Here is a 21,935-nt window from a genome sequence, read left to right on the forward strand (position 1 = left end):
GATGTCAGCCCGGATGCGGTCTGTTTCGAGTGTCCGTCAACGTGGCATGGCGGTGATCGTCGCCCTGCTGGTGGTGGCACTGGTGGCAGTGATTGCCACTGCACTGCTCACCCGGCAGTCGGCCCAGCTGCGCGCGCTGCGTGGTGACCAGCTGCGCGCACAGGTACGCATGGCCGTGGACGCAACGCTGGAACGTGCGGCGCAGCAGCTGCGTGAGGACGCAAAGGAACAGCTGACCACGGTGCGCAGCGGGCGCTGGGCGCGCCCATTGGAGCTGCAGGCGCCGTTGCCGGTGCAGCTGCAGCTGGTCGATGCGCAATCGATGTTCAACCTGCGCAATCTGCTTGCGCATGGCAGGCCGGACCCCGAGGCGCGGCGCGCGTTCATCGCGTTGTGTGCCGGGCAGGGGCTGGGCCAGGGCGCCTGCACATCCGCCGCGGACCACATCCAGGCGCGCCTGCGCGATGGCGACATGCAGGCGCAGGCGCCGCTGCCGCGCGAATCACTGATCGAACAGGCGCTGCCGGGTGCCGATCCGGTGGCGTTGCAGGCGCTGGCGCGACGCACCGTGGTGTTGCCGGCACAGACCCTGGTCAACGCCAACACCAGCGACCTGCGCGTTCTGCAGGCGGTGACGCCTGCGGTCGAGCCGGCACGGCTGCAGGCGCTGCTCGGTGAGCGCGACGCTGGCCATTGGCTGCTCAATCGCGGCGACATCGCCAACCGACTCCAACTGAGCAACGAACAGATGGCGGTACTTCCCTTGGGTATCCATAGCGAGTGGTTCCTGGCTGTCGGCCGGGTGCAGGCTGACGGCAGCACGGTTGATTTCCGCGCGCTGCTCTGGCGCGAGTACCGCGACGATGGCGTGCGTGTGCAACGCGTGTGGACGAGGATCGGCGCATGAACGGGCAGCTTCGGGTGCGCCTGCCGACGCTTGAGGGTCTGCACGCCGACAGCGCGGTGGACTGGGCGCAGCTGCACAAGGGCGAGGTGCTGGCCCACGGTTGCGCCACGCTGGCGGCGCTGGGTCTGCGGCATCCGCGGGCTGCGGTGCATGCCTGCCTCGATCCGAGCGACCTGATCCTGCTGGAACTGCAGCTGCCACCGTTGTCCGGGCGCCGCCTGCAGTTGGCGTTGCAGGGTGAGGTGGAGGCGATGTTGCTGGATGACCTGCAGGACGTCGCGCTGGCCCACGGTGCGCAGGCGGCTGACGGCACGGTTCCGGTGGCCTGGCTCGGCCAGCAGGCGGTCCTGCAGGCGCAGCAGTTGCTGGCTTCGTGCGGACTGCAGCTGCAGGCACTCCATCCGACGCCCCTGCTGCTGCCCTGGCAGGACGGACAGGCCACGCTGCAGGTCAGCGGCGAGCACCTGCTGGTGCGAAGCGGGCGCGATCGGGGCTTCGTCCAGTGGTATGGCGGACGTGATGCGTGTGCAGTCATGCAGGCGCTGGCCGTGCGCCTGCGACAGGCCGGCGTGCAGGCCGTGCAATGGATCGGCAGCGTACCGCCGGCGTGGCCGGACAGCCTGCCGGCCACCGCCGTCATGAAGGAACGGCAGGCATGTGGCCCTCTGCCGGGGTGGTCACTGCCGCTGCCCGGTGCGGGTCGGCAAGCGCCACGCCTGGCAATCGGCCTCGCGTTGGCGGCAGTGCTGCTGGCCGCGCTCGGCCTGCAGCTGCAGGTCTGGCGTTGGCGGATCGAGGGCGAGGCGCTGCAACAGGACATGGCGCGGCAGTTCAGCGCACGCTTCCCGGAGATCACCGATGTGGTGGATCCGGTGCTGCAGGCAAGGCGTGCTCTGGCGGTGCCGCCACCAGCGCCACCGTTGCCGCCGTTGCAACGGCAGGTAGCCAGCACGCTGCTGGCGGTTCCGGAACTGGCCGGGCAGGTGCGCAGCCTGCATTACCAGCCCGGCCAGCTCGACATGGAGCTGGATGCCGATGCCCAGGCATTGGCCGACGATCCGCAGCGGCTTGAGCACTGGCAGCAGGCGCTGCAGGTGCAGGGCCTGCTGCTGGCGCGCGACGCCGGTGGGCCCCTGCGGGTGAGCGGAGCGGGACAGTGACGGCCCGCACCCTGCGGCTGGGCGGGGGGCTGGCCGGCCTGCAGCAGCGCTGGCAACGCCTGCCACCGCGCGACCGGCGGATGCTGTGGGTGATGGTGGTGGCGCTGCTGGTGGCGGGCCTGTGGTCGTTGTGGCTGGAGCCACTGCTGAAGCAGCGCACGCACTGGCAGGCCGAGCTACCGCGGCTGCAGGCGCAGTGGCGCGCACTGGCACCGCTGCTGCGCGTCCGTGAGCGCCAGCAGCTGGCGCAGGGCCAGCATCCGACACTTCCTGGGCTGCGCGATGGAATCAAGACCGCCGGCCTTGCCGACGGCCTGCATATCGAAGCGCGTGACGGGCGCTGGCACCTGCAGGTGCAGGCGGTGCCCGCCGATGCGCTATGGAACTGGCTGCTGCCGCTGCTGGCCGACCCGGCCATCGAGCTGCAGCAGCTGCAACTGACACGCACAGGGGACGCGAACATGCCGGCGGCACGGATTTCCGGAAACATCGTGATGGTGGCCACCGCGGGTGCCCATCCATGAGGGCGATGCGCAGCCTTGCCTGCAGTACTGCATTGGCCCTGATCGTGGGCATGGCCCACCTGCCGGCGCCGGTGGCAGCGCAGGACACACGCGATGAGCCGGTGCAGCTGAACCTGGTGGATACCGATATCGGTGGCGTGCTGCGGATGGCGGCACGGTTCACCGGCCGCCAGTTCCTGGTCGACCCACGGGTGACCGGCAAGATGACGGTGGTCTCCGATGGCCCGGTCAGCCGTACCCAGGCCTATCAGCTGCTGCTGGGCGCGCTGCGCATGCGCGGCTTCGCCGTGGTCGAGAATGGCGGCGTCAGCCGGGTGGTGCCGCAGGCCGACGCCAAGCTGCTCGGTGGCCGGGTGGGCAGTGGCGGTGCAGGAGGCGAGGTCGCCACGCGCACCTTTCCGCTGCGCTACGAGAACGCCGCCGCGCTGGTGGCGGTGCTGCGGCCGATGATCAGCCCGGACAATCCGATCACGGCGAACCCGGGCAACAACACTCTGGTGATCACCGACTATGCCGACAACCTGGAGCGCATCGCGCGGGTGATCGCCAGCGTCGACACGCCGGCCGGCATGGACACCGATGTGGTGAAGCTGCAGCAGGGCATCGCCGTAGACGTCGCGGCGATGGTCGCGCCGCTGCTGGATGCGCAGGGCGCAGAGCCCAGCCAGAAGGTGGTGGTGATGGCCGACCCCCGCAGCAACAGCGTGCTGCTGCGTTCCAGCAGTCCCGGGCGCACCCGTCTGGCCCGGCAGCTGGTGGAGAAGCTGGACCGCGCGCAGGACGAGTCCGGCAACCTGCATGTGGTCTACCTGCGCAATGCCCAGGCCAATCAGCTCGCCGGCGTGCTGCGCGGCGTGGTTGCGGGGCAGAGCGATGCGCCGGCAGTGGGCAGCAATGAAGGCATCACGCCACTGCCTGGCGATGCAAGCCGTTCCGCACCGGCGCAGCCGTCGCAGCCACAACAGGCCAGGACCGGCAGCAATGCGCTGGAATCGGAGCGGCTGGATCCGAACCGCCGCGACCCGATCGACGCCGGGAGCACCGGCTTCAGCCAGAACGGCATTTCGGTACAGGCGGACGTGGCCACCAACACGCTGTTGATCTCGGCGCCGGAACCGGTGTACCGCAACCTGCGCCGGGTGATCGACCAGCTTGACCAGCGCCGTGCACAGGTGCTGGTGGAAAGCCTGATCGTGGAGGTCAACCAGACCGACGCGGCCGAACTGGGCGTGCAGTGGATGCTGGGCAATGGCCGCACCTTCGGCGGCACCCACTTCGGCGGCACCAGCGGTGGCAGCGGGCTGAACACCACCGCGCGCACCACCCTGGACGTGCTGCCCAAGGATGGACTGAAGATCGGGGTGATCGACGGCACGATCAACCTGCCCGGCGTCGGCCAGATCCTCAACATGAAGGCGCTGGCCAACGCGCTGCAGAGCAAGGGCGGTGCCAACATCCTGTCCACGCCGAACCTGATGACGCTGGACAACGAGGCGGCCAGCATCATGGTCGGGCAGACCGTGCCGTTTGTGAGCGGCCGCTACGTGACCGACGGTGGCGGCGGCAGCAACAATCCATTCCAGACCATCGTGCGCGAGGACGTGGGCCTGAAGCTGCGGGTACGCCCGCAGATTTCCGAGGGCGGCACGGTGAAGCTGGACATCTACCAGGAAGTCAGCAGCATCGATGCGCAGAGCGCGAACAGCACGGCCGGCATCATCACCAACAAGCGCGCACTGGATACCAGCGTGCTGCTGGACGATGGCCAGATCATGGTGCTGGGTGGCCTGCTGGAGGACAGCGTCAGCCAAGGCCGTGACGCGGTGCCGGGGCTGGGGAAGATTCCGGTGCTGGGTGCCTTGTTCCGCAGCGACACGCGCAGGCGCGCCAAGACCAACCTGATGGTGTTCCTGCGTCCGCACGTGGTGCGTGACCCGGCCGCCGGCCAGCGCCTGACCCGCGACCGCTATGACTACATGCGCAACGCGCAGGCTGGCGCGCAACCGGTGCAGAGCTGGGCATTGCCGGCGCTGTCGGCACCGCAGCTGCCGCCGCAGGACCTTTCTGTACTCGGCCAGGGCAATGCGCGCGATGGCCAGGGCCAGCCGCTGCAGAACACCAGCCTGGCAGTGTTGTATCCGGCCGGTGACGGCGATGCGCAGCTGGTGCAGTTCGCACAGGGGCTGGACCCGACCCGTGCCCGCCAGGGCGTGGCGCAGGTGCGGGCGCTGGGCCTGCAGGCCTATGCCGAGGCGACGCCGGGCGAGAGTGGCCAGCGCCTGCGGGTGCGGCTGCCGCGCGACCCGGCGACGCTGGACCCGGCACTGCAGCAACTGCGCGGGCTGGGCTACACGCCGGAACTGGTGATCGGACCGTGAGCGCCGCCGCGCCACTGCCGTACGCCTGGGTGCGCAGCCATGGGGTGATGCTGTCCGAGGTTGGCGGTGAGCCTGTGCTGCTGGGTACCGTCGATACCGCAGCGTGGGCTGTGGCCGAACTGCGCCGCCGGCATGGACCGTTGCCCTTCCAGGCACTGGATGCCACGACGTGGCAGCAGCGGTTGGCTGAGCAGTACCGTGACGGCGGCGACGCCGCTGCCGTGGTCGGTGCCGCCGAGAGCGAAGTCGATCTGGACCGGCTGATGCAGGACATGCCGGAAGTCACCGATCTGCTGGACGCGCAGGATGATGCGCCGGTGATCCGCATGATCAACGCGCTGCTGGCGCAGGCCGCACGTGATGGCGCCAGCGATCTGCACATCGAGCCGTTCGAGACCCATTCGGTGGTGCGCTACCGGGTGGACGGCACGCTGCGCGACATGGTGCAGCCACGGCGCGCACTGCACGCAGCGCTGGTATCGCGCATCAAGATCATGGCCCACCTGGACATCGCCGAGAAGCGCCTGCCGCAGGACGGGCGCATCGCGATCCGCGTGGGTGGGCGTCCGCTGGATATACGAGTCTCCACGGTGCCGACCGGGCATGGCGAGCGCGCCGTGCTGCGACTGCTGGAGAAGGATGCCGGCCGTCTGCAGCTGCAGCGCCTTGGCATGGCCGATGACACCCTGGCCACGTTCACCGGTTTGATCCGGCAGCCGCATGGCATCGTGCTGGCCACCGGCCCGACCGGTAGTGGCAAGACCACCTCGCTGTACGCCGCGTTGGGCCAGCTCGACAGCAGCACCAGCAACATCCTCACCGTGGAGGACCCGGTGGAGTACGACTTCGCCGGCATCGGCCAGATCCAGGTGAACGCGCGCATCGGCATGAGCTTCGGCACCGCGCTGCGCGCGATCCTGCGCCAGGACCCGGACACCATCATGATCGGCGAGATCCGCGACCTGGAGACCGCACAGATTGCGGTGCAGTCGTCGCTGACCGGCCATGGCGTGCTGGCGTCCCTGCATACCAACGACGCGATTTCGGCAGTGACGCGCCTGGCCGACATGGGGGTGGAACCGTTCCTGCTGGCCTCGTCGCTGCGCGGCGTGCTGGCGCAGCGGCTGGTGCGGCGGCTGTGCACCCAATGCCGGCGTGCCGAGGTGGATGGGGACGGCCGTACCGTATGGCGCGCGGTGGGTTGCGCGGCCTGTGCCAACAGCGGCTACCGGGGGCGTACCGGCATCCACGAGTTGTTCGTGGTGGACGATCGCGTGCGTACGCTGATCCATGAAGGGCAGGGTGAACCTGCCCTGCGCGAGGCGGCGCGGCGTGCCGGCATGCGGACCTTGCGTCAGGACGGCCAGCGTTGGATCGACAGCGGGGTGACCACGCTGGAAGAGATCCTGCGCGTCACCGGCGACGACTGAGGCTTGCATGGCGCTGTTCGACTACCAGGCCGCCAACGCGCAGGGCCGCATCGAGAAGGGCCAGCTGGACGCTGACAGCCCGCGCGGTGCGCGACAGGTGCTGCGCGGTCGTGGGCTGACACCCGTGCAGGTCAGCGTGGCGCGCAGTGCCGGCAGTGGCTGGGCTGCCCGGCGGCTGTCTGCCAGCGAGCTGGCCTGGGCCACGCGCCAGCTGGCCAGCCTGCTGGCCGCCAGCCTGCCGTTGGAAGGCGCCTTGAGTGCGGTGATCGAGCAGGCCGAACGCCCGCACGTGGCCCAGGCGCTCACCGCAGTACGCGCCGACGTGCGTGCCGGCCAGCGCCTGACCGTGGCGCTGGCAGCGCGGCCGCGCGATTTTCCGCCGATCTATCGGGCGCTGGTGGGCGCTGGTGAAGACTCTGGTGACCTGGCACGGGTGATGGAGCGCCTGGCCGACTACATCGAAGAACGCAATGCGCTGCAGGCCAAGGTACTGACCGCCTTCATCTATCCGGCGGCGATCAGCCTGGTGTCGGTGGCGATCGTGATCTTCCTGCTCAGCTACGTGGTGCCGCAGGTGGTGACCGCGTTCGTTCAGGCACGGCAGACGCTGCCGATGCTGACCCAGGTGATGCTGGCCGCCAGCGCGTTCGTACGCAGCTGGGGTGCGTGGGCAGGGCTGGGCATGGCTGCGCTGGTGGTGGCCTGGCGGCTGGCATTGCGGCGGCCGGAACTGCGCCTGCGCTGGGACGCGATGCTGCTGCGGGTCCCGATGGTCGGGCGCTTCGTGCTGGGTGTGAACAGTGCGCGCTTTGCCTCGACGCTGGCGATCCTGCTGGACGCCGGTGTGCCGCTGCTGCGTGCGCTCGAAGCGGCGCGGCAGACGCTTGGCAATGCGTTGCTGGCGCGCTGTGCCGATGATGTGGCTGCTCGCGTACGCGAAGGTGCGGCACTGGGTGCTGCGTTGAAGGTACAGAAGGTCTATCCGCCGATCCTGGTGCATCTGGTGGCCAGCGGCGAGAAGACCGGTTCGCTGGCGCCACTGCTCGAACGCGCCGCGCAGACGATCTCGCGCGAGATCGAGCGTCGCGCGATGGCGCTGACCGCACTGCTGGAACCGACCATGATCCTGGTGATGGGCGGCGTGGTGTTGACGATCGTGCTGGCCGTGCTGATGCCGATCATGGAAATGAACCAGCTGGTGCAGTGATGCGCAACGCGCATCACGGGTGGAGTCGACTGTCAGTCGACTGCTTCCCAAGCACACTTCGACAGGACCAGCGCTCCGTGCACCAGTCGACGCACAGTCGACTCTACCCGGTCGCCGTCTTCGATTCTCCACACAATCCTCCACACCTTTTTCCGATCTTCCACAGGTTTCTTAAGCGGCCTGTCATCGGCGCGGACCAGCATGGACACGTCGCCGCAGAGTGGGCTGGGAGGCCCTCGGCGGCAGCAGGCGTGTAGTGACCGTTCCTCCCTTGGTGTTTCCCTTCGCAGTAAACCCTTCAGGAGAAGATCATGAACAAGTGCAAGACCCTGGCCGCGCTGGTTGCCACCGCGCTGCTCGCCACCGTGGGCGCCGCCTCGGCGCAGACCGTGACCGGCGGCGGTGCCTCGTTGCCGGCCGACCTCTACAAGGGTTCGTCCGACAGCATCCTGCCGGCGAACTTCAGCTACGCCGTGACCGGTTCGGGCACCGGCAAGAAGGCCTTCCTGGAAAACAACTCGCTGCTGTTCTCGACCACCGGCACCGTGCACTTCGCCGGCAGCGATTCGGTACTGAGCGGCACCGAGCTGAACACCTACACCACCAACTTCAACCAGCCGACCAATGCCAACCGCTACGGCGCGCTGATCCAGGTGCCGTCGGTGGCCACCTCGGTCACCATCCCGTTCAACAAGGCCGGTTCGGCGGTGAACCTGAGCGTGGCGCAGATCTGCGGCGTGTTCTCGGGCGCGATCAGCGACTGGTCGACCATCGATGCCAACCGCAGCGGCCCGATCCAGGTGGTGTATCGCGCGGAAAGCAGCGGCACCAGCGAAATGTTCAGCCGCTTCCTGACCGCGGCCTGTGCCGCTGAGAATGCTGACACCTCGAAGCTGGTGGGCGGCAAGTTCGCCATCAAGTCGACCTTCGCCGACCTGTACAAGCGCGATGCCAACGGCAACCTGCCGGCGTTCCTGGTGGCCGCCCCGGCCACCGGCGGCACCTCGCTGTACAACACTGTCTACGCGGCTGAAGGCCGCATCGGCTACGTTGGCCCGGACGTGATCCCGAACCTGACCGATGCGACCAAGGTCGCCAAGGTCAAGGGCTTCTCGCCGGACCAGGTGAGCGTGCAGGCCACCCTGGACACCGTCGCTCCGCCGACCGGCACCGATGCAGAGAACCCCGCCAACTGGGTGCCGGTGTTCGGCAACCCGTCGGCCGGCTATCCGATCGCCGGGTACACCAACCTGGTGATCGGCCAGTGCTACAAGGATTCGAGCGTCGCCACCAGCCTGCGCGGCTTCCTGGCGCGCCACTATCCGGCGACCTACACCGTCGCGTATGAGAAGTCGATCACCGACCACGGCTTCATCCCGCTGACCAAGGCCTGGCGCGATGCGATCCGCAACCGTTTCGTGCTGGCCAGCAGCACTGCCGGCCTGAACAACCCCAGCACCTGCGCCGGCATCGGCCGTCCGCTGTAATCCGCAGCACGGGTTGAATCCTGCTTGACCCGACGCCGGCCTCTGGGCCGGCGTCGCCATTTCCGCGACGGTGCCGCTGTTGCAGCGTTTGGCTGTCGGCTTCGTCTCGCGTGAACCGTCTATCAGTGGCAGGGCATGCGTTGCGTGTGCCTCCCCGATCGTCGCCGCAGCTGCGGCCCACCAGGTTGATGAGGTTCCGATGTCGCACCCGCTCCCGTCCGCTGTTCATCCGACCGCGTCGATGCGCCGCAATCATCCGATGGCGTGGGCCATCGCGGTCGCACTGGGGAGCATGGTAGCCCCGGCCAGCCAGGCGCAGCAGGCGTTCACTCCGGGCTGGTTCGCCGAACGGGGTGCGGCCCAGGGCAGCGCGGCACAGAGTGGCCGGATGCCCAACGGCGTGCCGATCCAGTTCCAGTTGCCGGCCCAGCAGCAGGATGCGGCACGGCAGAAGCTGCAGCAGTCGATCGACAATCTTGGCACTGCGGCGCAGGCGATTGCCCTGCAGCAGCGCCTGCAGGAACAGGCCCGGCAGGCGCGCCGCGAGGCTGGCTTCATCGTCGCCGATGGCCTCGGCAAGGACGGCCTGAGCGTCGACCAGAACCCGCTGACCCGTGGCTGGCTCAATGCGCGCGACGCGATCCAGTCGCAGGGCAGCGACGGGAGGGTGCAGGTCACGGTAGAGCAGACCGCGGACAAGGCGATCCTGAACTGGGAGACCTTCAACATCGGCGGCAACACCACGCTGAATTTCCTGCAGAACCCTGACTGGGCCGTACTGAACCGCGTCAACGATCCGCAGGCGCGGCCCAGCCAGATCCTGGGCCAGCTGAAGGCCAGTGGCACGGTGTTCGTGGCCAACCGCAACGGCGTGGTGTTCGGCAACAACAGCCAGGTCAATGTACGCAATCTGCTGGCGGCTGCAGCACGGATCAGCGATGCGCAGTTCCGCGACAACGGCCTGTACAGCCCCGACGCCAGCAGCAGCGCGCTCAGCGATGCATTCGGCAAGGTGATGGTGGAGCGGGGCGCGCGCATCGCGACCCATGAGCCGACCAGTGCGACGCGCGGCGGTGGCTACGTGCTGCTGGCCGGGCACAGCGTGGACAACGCTGGCCAGATCGAAGCGCGCAAGGGCCAGGTGCAGCTCGCAGCAGGTGACAGTTTCGTGATCCGGCGCGGCGTGGGTACGGCCACCAACACCAGTTCCACCACCCGCGGCAATGAAATCGCGCCGCGCTTCATCGCTGGCAGCACGGCTGGCAGCGTGCGCAATACCGGTCTGCTGCGCGCACTCGAGGGTGACGTGACCCTGGCCGGACGCAGCGTCGAGCAGGCCGGTGTGGCCGTGGCCAGCACCACGCTTGCACAGCGCGGCACCGTGCATCTTCTGGCCTCGGCCAGTGATGCAGGCAGCAGCGTCACGCTTGCTGACGGAGCCACCACGGCGGTGCTGATCGAGGACGATGGCAAGACCACGGTGCTGGATACGCAGCGCGACGCTCTAATCAAGGAATCGGCCGAGCAGGACGCGATCCGCGCTGGCGCGCGTTCGGCAACCTTCGACAATCTGTCCCAGCACAATGATCGCCGGGACCAGTCGCGGGTGGAGATCGTCTCGGGTGGCAACATCCATTTCAGCGCGGATTCGCTGACGGTTGCCACGGGCGGCCAGATCATCGCCGATGCGGCGGCCCGTAGCTACGTGGACGATGCCGCGCGCGTGGACGTGTCCGGCGCAGTGGGCGTGCAGGTGTCGATGGAGAGCAACAATGTCCAGGTCAAGGTGCAGGGCAACGAACTGCGCGATGCCCTGGACAACCGCGACAGCGGCAAGCTGACCAGCAGCGAAGTCTGGGTCGACCGCCGCAGGCTGGTCCACGTTCCGGCCGGTACCGGGGGCTACGAGGGTGAGCGCTGGTACGCCGCAGGCGGCTTGCTGGAAGTGGGGGGCTACCTCGACAACCAGGGTCACTCGATCGGCGAATGGGCTGCGCAGGGAGGCACCGTCCTGCTGGGCGGCAGGGAAGTGATCACGCAGGGTGGCTCACGCATCAACCTTGCCGGCGGCAGCCTGGATGTGCAGAGCGGCGTGGTCCGGCAGAGCTGGGTGCGCGGCGTTGATGGCCAGGTCTACCGTCTTGATGAGGCGCCAGCGGAGATGCTGTTCGATGGCCTGTACAGCGGCCATGAAGTGAAGCAGGAACGCTGGGGCATCACCGAGACCTTCCGTGATCCGATCGTATTCGCGGCGCGGCGGGTCGATAACGGGTACACGGTCGGCCGCGATGCAGGACGGCTGATCGTCTCCGCACCGACCGCGGTGCTGGATGGAAAGGTTGAGACTGCCACCTTCCAGGGCGCGCAGCAGAACCGCAGGCCGGATGCCGCGCTGGATGGCTATGCACAGGCGCAGACGGCGGTCGCGCGCAATGCGCAGTTGTACCTGGGGCGCTACGACGGCCAGGGCCGCAGTGGTGTGTTCGGCTCGGATGTGCGCCTGGGTGACAAGGCTCCGACGAAGACGGCGTGGTCGCTGGCGGCTCCGGTCAACGAGGAGCGGCGTGACACGGTGTGGCTGGATATCGCAGAGCTGAGTGCCCAGCAGTGGGGGCGGATCGACCTGGCGACCGCCGATCGCATCCGCATCGACGGCAGCCTTCGGCTTCAGGCCGGCGGGCAGCTCAACCTGACCGGCAGCGAGGTGGAGCTGGCAGGCGACATCGGCATTGCCGGCGGCCAGTTGTCGGCGGGCAACCTGCTGGATGTCCAGGGCCGGCCGACGGCGCTGCTGCACGATGGCCGCGCCCGCACCGTCATTGCCGACGGCACGCGGATCGACCTCTCCGGCGAATGGAGCAACGCCTCACTGGCGATGCCGCGCGACGCGAGCGGTGCCTGGACGGATGGCGGCCGCCTGAGCCTGGGCAACAGTCATGACGTGGCCGTGGGCGCCAAGGCAACGGTTGAGGTCGAGGCCGGTGCTGCGCTGGACCTGCGCGGCAAGGCCCATATCGGCAAAGGCGGCAGCGTCAGCCTGCAGGCGAACAGCAGTACGGTGACGACCGACGGCAGTGGCCGGGTGCAACTGGGTGAGGGAAGCCGGTTCAGTGGTCGAGGACAGGGCGGTGGTTCTTTCTCGCTGGGGACCGGTGGCCAGGTGCGGGTGGGCGATGCGGACCTGGCGGGCGCGTCGCTGCGACTGGACCCCGGCCTGTTCGGCAGTGGCTTCGCGCAGTACGACATCAATGGCCACCACGGCGTGGAGGTGGCCGATGGCGCGCGGCTGGTCGCTGCCCTGCCAGGCCTGCGCCTGACCCAGGACGCGCGGATGGCGACCGACCGGGCGTCCGCACTGGCGGCGTGGGACGCGCCGCTGTACAGCGCCGATCCGTCGAGCGGGCGCGTCAGCCAGCGCGCGGGTGCGAGCGTCAGCCTGCGTTCGGAGCGCAACAGCGTGGGCGGTGACCTGCGGGTCGGCAAGGATGCACTGGTGGCGGTCGATCCAGGGCAGACGATCTCGCTGCTTGGTGCGGGCAACATCGATGTTGAAGGCACGCTGCGCGCGAAGGGCGGACGCATCCTGATCGACGATGTGCGCCCGGAGAACGCGCTGTACGCCGGGCAGCGCACCGAACGCACCTGGCGTTTCGCCGAAGGCGCGCTGCTGGATGCCGATGCAGACGCGATTTCGCTGCCCGATTCCAGCGGCCGTCTGCGCGGGCAGGTGCGCGCGGGTGGACGCATCGAGATTGGCGGGGCGCTGGACTGGGAGACCACAGCGTTCGTCGACAACCGACCACCGGAAGCCTTCGTGGTGGTCGAACGCGGTGCGCGCCTGCAGGCGCGGGGTGCGTCGGCCGAGCTGGACGTCGATGGCCAGGGCCGCGTGCGCGTGGACAGCGATGGCGGGCAGATCGTGCTGCGCTCGGCCAATGCGCTGTACCTGGACGGCGGGATGGACGCGGCCGCCGGTGGTGCCGGCGCACGCGGCGGCACCCTGGGGTTGGCCTTTGGCGGCAGCATCCATGCACGTGGCGCCAGCGAGGAGGTACTGCGGTCACGTGCGATCACCCTCAGCCAGCACAGCGCACCGGGGCAGCCACTGCCGGCCACATTGGAGTATGGCCACGCCGCGTTGTCGGTCGAGCAGCTGCAGGCTGGCGGTTTCGACAATCTGTCCGTGTTCGGTGACATCCGCGCGGTCGGCGACGTCGACCTGCGCCTGGCCCAGAGCCTGCGCATCCACGGCCAGGGTACTTCGAGCCTGGGCATGGCCATGGATGCCGGGCCATCGTCGGGGCTGCGACTGAGTGCGCCCTACGTTCGCCTGGCGCAGGCACGCTGGCGCCAGATGCCGGGCGAGAACCTGCAGGGCACCGCCGCGGTCGCTTCGTCCGGGCCGGAAGATCACGCGCTGGCGGTGCAGGCCGGGCTGATCGACATCCGCGACGTCACCTGGCTGTCGGGTTTCAAGCATGTGGCGCTGGAAAGCCGCAGTGACGTGCGCCTGACCAACGGCATTGCCAGCAGTGGCAACACCAGCGCGTTGATGACGGCTGGTTCGATGGACGTGACCGCTGCGCGCCTGTATCCCACCACAGGCGCGGTCGGCACGCTGGTGGCCGGCGCGTCGGCGCAGACCGTGCAGACCGCTGATTACTGGTCCGATCCGGATGCCGTGCTGCGCATCCACGGCACCGGTGCGGCCACGAAGCCGGCGCCGGAATCGGCGCTGGGTACGCTTCGCCTGGTGGCCGCCACGGTGCAGCAGGGCGGCAACGTACAGGCGCCGATGGGCACGCTGCAGCTGGGTGGCCTGATACAGAACGGAACCGTCGGCAGCCGGGTGGAACTGCTGCCAGGCAGCGTAACTTCGACCAGCGGCGCCGGCTTGTCGCTGCCCTATGGTGGCACCGTCGATGGTGTTGACTGGCGGGTCGGTACGCGCAGCCTGGGATCGCTGACGCCAGCCGGCATCTCCTCGATGGGGGTGACACTGAAGGCCAACGAGATCGAGGTGGCGCCGGGGGCCCTGCTGGACATGTCCGGCGGTGGTGAGTTGACCGGCGCCGCCTTCGTGTCAGGACGCGGTGGCTCTGTCGACGTCCTGCGTACGGCGTTGGCCGACGCCAACCCGCGCTACGGGTTCAGTGCGTCGGGCAACCCGGTGTACGCGATCGTACCGGGACGCGCCGGGGCGTTCGCCCCCAGTGGCGAAGAAGGGTTCGCAGCTCCGGCGGTGGGCCAGCAGATCACCGTGCCGGCTGGCGTGCCCGGCCTGGCGGCCGGCACCTACACGCTGATGCCGGCAAGCTATGCGCTGCAGCCCGGCGCATTCCGGGTGGAGCTGGGCGCCACCGGCACCTCCGGCATCGTGCAACCGATTGCGACCGGCACCGGCACCTGGCGTGTGTCCGGGCAGCAGCGCACGGCGCTGGGCGCGGCAATCTCGCCGTTGCTCACCGACATCCTGCTGACTCCCGCGGCCGTGGTACGCCGGCACTCGGGCTACAACGAAACCTCCTACAACAGCTTCGCGCAATCGGTAGCTGACCGCCGCGGCGAGTCGCGTGGCTGGCAGACCATCGATGCGCTCGGGTTGACCCTTGCGCTGGGCGAAGGTGCAGGTCGTGCAGACACGCCTGCCATCCACTTCGCCGGCACCGCGCGGTTCGCGGCTGCCACCGACAAGGGGCGTGGTGGCACGCTGGCAGCCACGTTGGCGAGCCCGGCGGTCGGTTCGCTGGAGATCGTCGATGGCACCACGCAATCGCAGGCGAGTGATCGCGGCGCCACCTTCAGCGACGACGCGCTCAATGCCTTCCTGCCGGCGCGGATGATGATCGGCGGGCAGTTCAACCAGGAGGCCTCGCAGGTGGCGGTGACCGGCCAGGCGCGCAGCGTGGCGATCCGTTCCGGCGTCACCTTGAACGCACCGGAAGTGCTGGTGGCAGCGGCCTCCGGTGGCAGTGGCGTGCTGGTCGAGGCCGGTGCGACCCTCGATACACTGCCGTTCGCATCCGCCAACGCGAATGCCAGCGCGACGCTGCCTTACCAGGTCTCCGGCGGCCTGCTGGCGGTGTCCAACCAGCGCCTGAACCTGATCACCGGCACCACCGGGGTGGAGGCCGGTCCGGTGGCGATCGACATCGGCGGATGCCAGGCGGCGTGCGACGGCCAGACGCGGCTGGTTTCCGATGGCAGCATCGCGGTAGCGACCGATGGCGCGCTGCAGATGCGCGACTCGGCCAGCTATGGCACCCGCCAGCTCGGCCTGAGCATGGCGGCGCTGAACCTCGGCAGTGCCGAAGCGATCGCCCAGGCCGCTGCGGCCGGGGCGCTGCCCAGTGGCATGACCATGAACCAGTCCGTGCTGCAACAACTGCTGCGCGGCAATGATGCGACCGGCGCGCCGGCGCTGGACACGTTGAGTCTGGTCGCGCGGGAGTCTGTCAACGTGTTCGGCAGCGTCGACCTGGATGCGCGCGACAGTGCCACCGGCCGCAGTGGCCTGCAGACGCTTGTGCTCGGTGCGCAGGCCATCCGCGGCTACGGTGCGGCGACCGACCGCGCGCGCATCCTGGTGGACACGCTGGTCTGGGACGGCTCATTGGCGGCGGGCCAGGCGCCGGGCAGCGACGCGACGGTGCCGCCGGCCGATCCGATGGTGGACCGGCTCGGGGCCGGGCAACTGGACATCGTCACCCGGCAGCTGCAGCTGGGGCGGGCGCCATTCAGCCGTCCCAGCTCTGAAGTACCTGCGAACCGGCAGGTGCTCGGCTTCAGTGCGCTGAACCTGAGGGCTTCGGAGCAGCTGTCGTTCTCCGCGCAGGGCACGCTGGACGTATTCCAGCAGCGTGGCGACTATCTGGCCGACAAGGGGTGGCAGTACAGCGGAGGCAACCTGGGTATCGATACACCGCTGTTGGCCGCCGATCCCGCCGCGCAGCTGCGCGTGCGCACCGGCGGCGACTTCCGCCTGCAGGGGGGCGCCGGCAAGACGGGTGGCGATGCACTGGGCAGTGAGTTGAGCATCGACGCCAACCGGATCGCGCTGGACAGCACGGTCGCGCTGGCGTCTGGACGGCTGTCGGCGAACGCACGCCAGGGCATCACGCTTGGCAGCCGGGCCGAGTTGGATCTGGCCGGACGCAAGGTCTCGCTGTACGACGTGGACAAGTTCAGCTGGGGCGGCGATGTCCTGCTGTCCAGCGACACGGGTGACATCCGCGCCGATGCGGCCTCCCGCATCGATGTTTCCGCACGCAACAACCGCGGCGGACGCCTGACGGTCACCGCAATGGCCGGCCGAGCCGATCTGGCCGGTGTTCTGCAGGGTGCCGCCACTGGTCGCTACGATGCCGGTGGCACGCTGGTGCCCTACGACGGTGGCGAACTGGTGGTGCGGGCACGCCAGCTGCAGGACTTCGCCGGCCTCAACCAGCGATTGACCGCCGGCGGCGTCGTCGGCGGTCGCAGCTTCCAGATCGGTGAGGGCGATCTGCGGATCGGCGACGAAGTGAAGGCGCGCCGGGTCGATATCAGCGTCGACGCGGGCAGCCTGACCGTGGCCGGCCGCATCGATGCCAGCGGCGAGCAGGTCGGCAGCATCCGCCTGTACGCCCGCGATCAGTTGCAGGTGGACGGCACGCTGGACGCGCACGGTACCGGCCTGCGCGTGGACAGCCATGGCAAGATCATCGACAGTCCAAACCGGGCCACCATCACGCTGGGCAGCGCCGAAGGTGCCGTCGGCCTGGGCAGCGCGGCGCAGCTGGACCTGCGTGCGGGCAGCGACGTTACCGTCGGTGGACGTCCTGGCCAGAACGATGGCACCCCGCGCGGCACGCTGAAGATCGATGTGCCGCGGCTGGGCAGCAACGACGCGGCGATTGCCGCGGCCACCGGCCTGCGCATCGATGGCGCGGCCGACATCCAGCTCAATGGTGTTCGCCGCTACGACGATGCGCCCCTGGCAACCACCGCTGACGTGCGCGGCAACCGCGCGCAGCTGGTCACCCAGCAGTGGCTGGACCGGGTGGTCGATCCGCACAGCGTGGCCTGGATCGATGGTGCGCTGGGCAACGCGGATCTGCAGCAGCGCACGCGGGCGCTGGGCGATGTCCGCCTTCGTCCCGGCGTGCAGGTGCTGGCGCGGCGCAGCGACGCCAACCCGGACGGCGACCTGACCATCGCCGGCGACATCGATCTGTCCGGCTACCGTTACGGCCCCGATGCCAACCGCGCCGATCCATCGCGGCGTGGCTTCGGCGAATCGGCCTCGCTGGTGCTGCGCGCCGAAGGCAACATCAACGTCTACGGCAGCATCAACGATGGGTTCGCAGCGCCGCCGTCCACGCCGGATGAGGGCGGCTGGCAGCTGTACGAGGGCCGCAATGGCAGCGCGGGGCACACCCCCTTTGGCGGTGGGCTGGTGGTGCCGGTGGACGGAGTGAAGCTGCAGCCCGGCACCGAGTTCCAAGCCGGCACCCGCCTGAACTATGACGTGCCGGTCGAATCGGTAACGCTTCCGGTCGGTACCGTGCTGCCCGCGCCGATGGTGATCTCGCAGAACCTGCGGCTGCCTGCAGGCACGGTGCTGGGTGCGGCGGTGACCACCGACTCCGGGCAGACGCTGGCCGCGGGCACCGTGCTGCAGGAGCCGCTGATGCTGGCGGCCGGTGCGCGGCTGGGAGCCGGCTTCCGCCTGCGCAGTGCGGTACAGATGGCGGCACAGGAGTGGCCCGCCGGCGCGGTGCTGCCGGTTGCGCTGCGCCTGGCACGCGAAGTCGCGCTCAAGGTGGGCGCGTACATCCCGTCGTTGACCAAGGTGGAGCTGCCCGGCGACGCGCCGGTGAATCTGAGGCCGGCCGATGCCGGCGGCAACCAGGGGCGCAACTGGGCGCTGGCGCCGATGCTGGCCGAGGGCACCACCTCCTGGGACCTGACCGTTGTTGCCGGCGCCGATGCCGGGGCAGCCGACCCACGCAGCCGGCGCTGGGGCAGCGATGGCAGCGTGGTGCTGGCCGATACCCACCAGGGCTCGATCGGCACGGTCAAGACGGAAATCATCTGGGTGGGGGATCGCGCGTTGACCGAGCAGGCATCGTTGGACTGGATCGGCGACACCTCCTATGCAGGCCGTCCGATCGCGGAGCTGGCCGACATGTTCGGCTTCACCGAAGACGAGTTCTGCGCGATGTCGGCCGACTACTGCGGCCCGGCACCCCGCCAGGTGGCCGCGCAGGGCTCGCTGGATTACTGGGGCGACGAGTCCTACGCAGGCACTCCTGCGAAGGACTTCGCCGCGATGTTTGGCATGACCGAAGACGAGTTCTGCAGCACCGCGCCCACCTACTGCGCCGGCGGCGGCACGCAGACCGAAGTGACCACTTACGGCAAGCGCGCAGGCACGCCGGCGTGGAGCGTACTGCGCACCGGCAGGGGCGACATGGAACTGCTCGCGGCCGCTGACGTCGTGATGAAGTCAGGCTTTGGCGTCTACACCGCCGGCACTCCCGCCGCGCTGGGTGGGGGCCGCGACGCTGCCTTCAATTCGCCCCGTGCAGCGGCCCCTTGGAACACCGCAGTGCTGGGGCCGAACCTGGTGCCGGGCAGCTATGACGCCGCGATGGCAGGCTACCAGGCCTGGTATCCGGATCATGGTGGCAACCTGCGCGTCGAAGCCGGACGCGATATCGTCGGCGACGCCTGGACCGCGCGCGCAGAGTCGGGCAGCAGCGATCGCGACTGGGCGCTGTACTCCAGTGCCGCGGTCGGCAACTGGCTGTGGCGGCAGGGTACCGGCGGCACCACTGGGGTCGAGCCGGTGCCGACCAGCTGGTGGGTGAACTTTGGCGCCTACACCAACGTGTCCGCTGCCGCCGGCGCTTCTCCACGGATGGTTGGTTTCACCGGCTTCGGCACATTGGGCGGGGGCAACCTGACGCTGGAGGCCGGGCGTGACGCCGGCGTGCGCGATGCGATAGGTGACGCGTTGGTGTCGACGATCGCACCGCGCTCGGGTGCGATCATTGCTGCGGTGGGATCGACCGGCCGGGTCAGCGATGGCCAGCTGCACCTGACCGGCGGCGGCGACCTGCAGCTGCGTATCGGTGGCGCGCTGAATCCGAACCTGCAGGCGACGATCTCCAGCCTCAACCCCTCCAGGGCGGGACAGAATCTCGACCTCAACGGTACCTTCAGCAACCTGCGTGGGAGCCTGCAGCTCGATGCGGGGCGCATCGGTGCAATGGGCGTCACCCTGGAAAGCTACGCGACGCTGGGTAAGCAGCGGGCGGCAGACCTGTTTGCGCCTGACGCCGCCCGCGCGATGGGCGGGCCGGTGCTGGTGCTGGGCGACGCCGCCGCGCAGCTGCAGGCGCGGGGCGATGTGGTGCTCGGCGGCGTCGCCGATGCCGGCCGGGTTCCGCTGGCCAACTACAGCGCGGTGCTGCAGGATGACGGCGCGCGCGCTGCAGGCAGTACGTGGTTCTCCCTGTGGACCGCCAACACGGCCGTGGATCTGTTCAGTGCCGGTGGTGACCTCGCGCCAGGCCTCGCCGGGCCGGAAAACGTGACGGGCAGCAATCTGTGGCGGGAGCAGGTCCAGCTTGTTGTGCGTGGCGGCGATGATCTGCTGAATTACTGGCTCTATCCTTCGCGCTTCAGCGCCATTGCTGCGCAGGGTGACATCAAGCTGGACCGGATCAGCACCACGCCGGGGACGCAGGATGTGATTCTGCTGGCACCCTCGGCGACAGGACGGCTGGACGTCCTGGCCGGCGGAGGCATCTTCGCCCAGCCTGGCGCGACCCAGATCGCGCGCTCGGCCAGTGACGCGCGCCTGCCGGGACCCTTCGACCCGGCATTCATGGCCGAGCAGGGGGATTCCGCAGGCAATGTGACCCGCTCGCGGCACAACCTGTCCGTCGACGGCAACACGGCATCGCCGGCGGGGTCGCTTCCACTGTTCGCATTCGGTCCGAATACGCCGCTGTCCACTGTGTCTGCGGCACTGGCGCCCAGCCGCTTCTACGCGGTGCAGGGCGACATCATGGGTCTGGCCACCGGCGCCCAGCGCACGCTGAATGTCAACGCGGGGCAGCGCACGCAGCTGAACTGGTTCGAGGCCGCCGGCGCCGTGCAACTGCGGGCAGGCCGGGACATCCTCGGGGTGTCGATGACCGCGTTGAACACCGCGCCCACCGACATCACGGTGGCGGCGGCGGGCCGCGACATCGTGCATCTGAACGCGACCATCGCTGGCCCCGGCAACACCGAGATCAGTGCCGGCCGCCAGCTGCGCCAGGAGGATGCGGGCAGCATCGCCAGCCTCGGTGGCATCGTGCAGGGCGACACCCGTCCCGGCGCCAGCATCGCGCTGACGGCCGGCAACCAGCAGATCGATTTCGCGGCCCTGCGTGCACGCTATCTGGACCCTGCCAACCTTGCCAATCCCGCGCAATCGCTTGCGTCGCAGCCGGGCAAGGCAGCCAAGGTGTACGACCAGGAACTGAAGCAGTGGCTGCAGCGACGCTTCGGCGTGGCGGCCGAGGGCGACGGGGCGCTGGCCGCGTTCGATGCGCTGCCGCAGGAACAGCAGCGCATCTTCCTGCGCCAGGTCTATTACGCCGAGCTGCGCGAAGGTGGACGGGAATATACCGATGCAGAAGGGCCCCGCTTCGGCTCCTACCTGCGTGGGCGCGAAGCCATCGCCACGCTGATGCCGGACAGGAATGCGGCCGGTGCGACGATCGACCGTACCGGCGATATCGTGATGTACGGTGGCTCCGGCGTGCGTACCGAGGCGGGCGGCAACATCGAGCTGATGGCACCGGGTGGGCAGATCGTGATCGGTGTGCAGGGCGTGGTGCCACCTGCCAGCGCCGGCCTTGTCACCCAGGGGCAAGGCGATATCCGGCTGTTCAGCCAGGACAGCGTGCTGCTGGGCCTGTCGCGGGTGATGACCACCTTCGGCGGCGACATCCTGGCGTGGTCGGAGCAGGGTGACATCAACGCCGGTCGTGGTTCGCGGACGACGTTGCTGTACACGCCACCGCGCCGCGTCTATGACGGCTGGGGCAATGTAATCCTGTCGCCGCAGGCCCCGGCCAGCGGTGCCGGCATCGCGACCTTGAACCCCATTGCCGAAGTATCGCCGGGCGACGTCGACCTGATCGCACCGCTTGGCTCCATCGATGCGGGCGAGGCCGGTATCCGCGTCTCGGGCAACATCAACCTGGCCGCACTGCAGGTGCTCAACGCGGCCAACATCCAGGTGCAGGGCGAGAGCAAGGGCCTGCCGGTGCTGGCATCGGTGAACGTCAATGCGCTGGCCTCGGCCAGTGCGGCAGCCAACAGCGCCAGCCAGGCGGCACAGGATGTGATGCGCAAGAGCCAGGACGAGGCACGGCGCAACCAGCCGTCGGTGATCAGCGTGCAGATTCTGGGCTTCGGCAGTGGTACCAGCAGCATCGACCCGCCGGCGCGTGGCAACACTGCCAACAGCGGTTATGACGCCAACAGTGCCTTCCAGTTCCCGCAGGCAAGTCGCGACGAGGGCACGCAGCGCCGGTAGGTGCCGACCTTGGTCGGCACACGTTGCTGCCCACCAAGGTCGGCAATAGATCCACGCCATGCGTGGATGCGACCGGGCCGAAAGAACGAACAGCATCGGGCCAGCCGCCACGGAACGGCAGCGGCCCCAGCCAGGATGGCACGGACGGCAGGGAGCGGCCATCAGCGGTGAGGACCACCGACACGGCGCCGCCGGGCGCAGGAGCGCGCCCGGCGGCAGGCTCGGCAGTAGGTCCACGGCATGCGCGGATGCCCGGACC

8 protein-coding genes are annotated in these 21,935 nt (G+C 69.0%); all 8 read left to right on the plus strand.

Going from position 1 to position 21,935, the window contains the following annotated elements:
- The first annotated feature begins 1 nt into the window (after position 1).
- The 8 genes from gspK to E5790_RS19075 all read left to right on the plus strand — a co-directional run bounded on the left by gspK (position 2) and on the right by E5790_RS19075 (position 21,676).
- Complete coding sequence (gspK, locus tag E5790_RS19040; RefSeq protein WP_049439482.1) at positions 2 to 907, plus strand: type II secretion system minor pseudopilin GspK; 906 nt, start codon at positions 2 to 4, stop codon at positions 905 to 907.
- On the plus strand, positions 904 to 2,067 hold the full coding sequence (gspL, locus tag E5790_RS19045) for a type II secretion system protein GspL (RefSeq protein ID WP_111206993.1): 1,164 nt from the start codon (positions 904 to 906) through the stop codon (positions 2,065 to 2,067). The genes gspK and gspL overlap by 4 nt, the downstream gene beginning before the upstream one ends.
- Positions 2,064 to 2,591 carry a type II secretion system protein GspM gene (gene gspM, locus E5790_RS19050; RefSeq protein WP_111206994.1) on the plus strand — a complete coding sequence of 176 codons (528 nt, stop codon included), beginning with the start codon at positions 2,064 to 2,066 and terminating at the stop codon, positions 2,589 to 2,591. The genes gspL and gspM overlap by 4 nt, the downstream gene beginning before the upstream one ends.
- Complete coding sequence (gene gspD / locus E5790_RS19055; protein ID WP_111206995.1) at positions 2,588 to 4,969, plus strand: type II secretion system secretin GspD; 2,382 nt, start codon at positions 2,588 to 2,590, stop codon at positions 4,967 to 4,969. Before gspM ends, gspD begins: the two co-directional genes overlap by 4 nt.
- Positions 4,966 to 6,399: a type II secretion system ATPase GspE gene (gspE, locus tag E5790_RS19060; protein ID WP_111206996.1), complete on the plus strand. Its 1,434-nt coding sequence runs from the start codon at positions 4,966 to 4,968 to the stop codon at positions 6,397 to 6,399. The genes gspD and gspE overlap by 4 nt, the downstream gene beginning before the upstream one ends.
- A gap of 7 nt (positions 6,400 to 6,406) precedes the next feature.
- Entirely contained in the window at positions 6,407 to 7,606 is a 1,200-nt protein-coding gene (gene gspF, locus E5790_RS19065; protein WP_046430964.1) for a type II secretion system inner membrane protein GspF, read from the plus strand.
- A gap of 311 nt (positions 7,607 to 7,917) precedes the next feature.
- Positions 7,918 to 9,093 (plus strand): substrate-binding domain-containing protein, encoded by a 1,176-nt coding sequence (locus E5790_RS19070; protein ID WP_014647364.1) that lies wholly within the window; start codon positions 7,918 to 7,920, stop codon positions 9,091 to 9,093.
- Positions 9,094 to 9,292: 199 nt separating this feature from the next.
- A complete protein-coding gene (locus E5790_RS19075) occupies positions 9,293 to 21,676 on the plus strand; it encodes a filamentous haemagglutinin family protein (RefSeq protein ID WP_111206997.1) in 12,384 nt (4,127 codons plus the stop codon).
- Positions 21,677 to 21,935 lie beyond the last annotated feature (259 nt).

It is taken from the genome of Stenotrophomonas sp. PAMC25021, assembly GCF_004795795.1.
Taxonomy (GTDB): Bacteria; Pseudomonadota; Gammaproteobacteria; order Xanthomonadales; family Xanthomonadaceae; genus Stenotrophomonas; species Stenotrophomonas muris.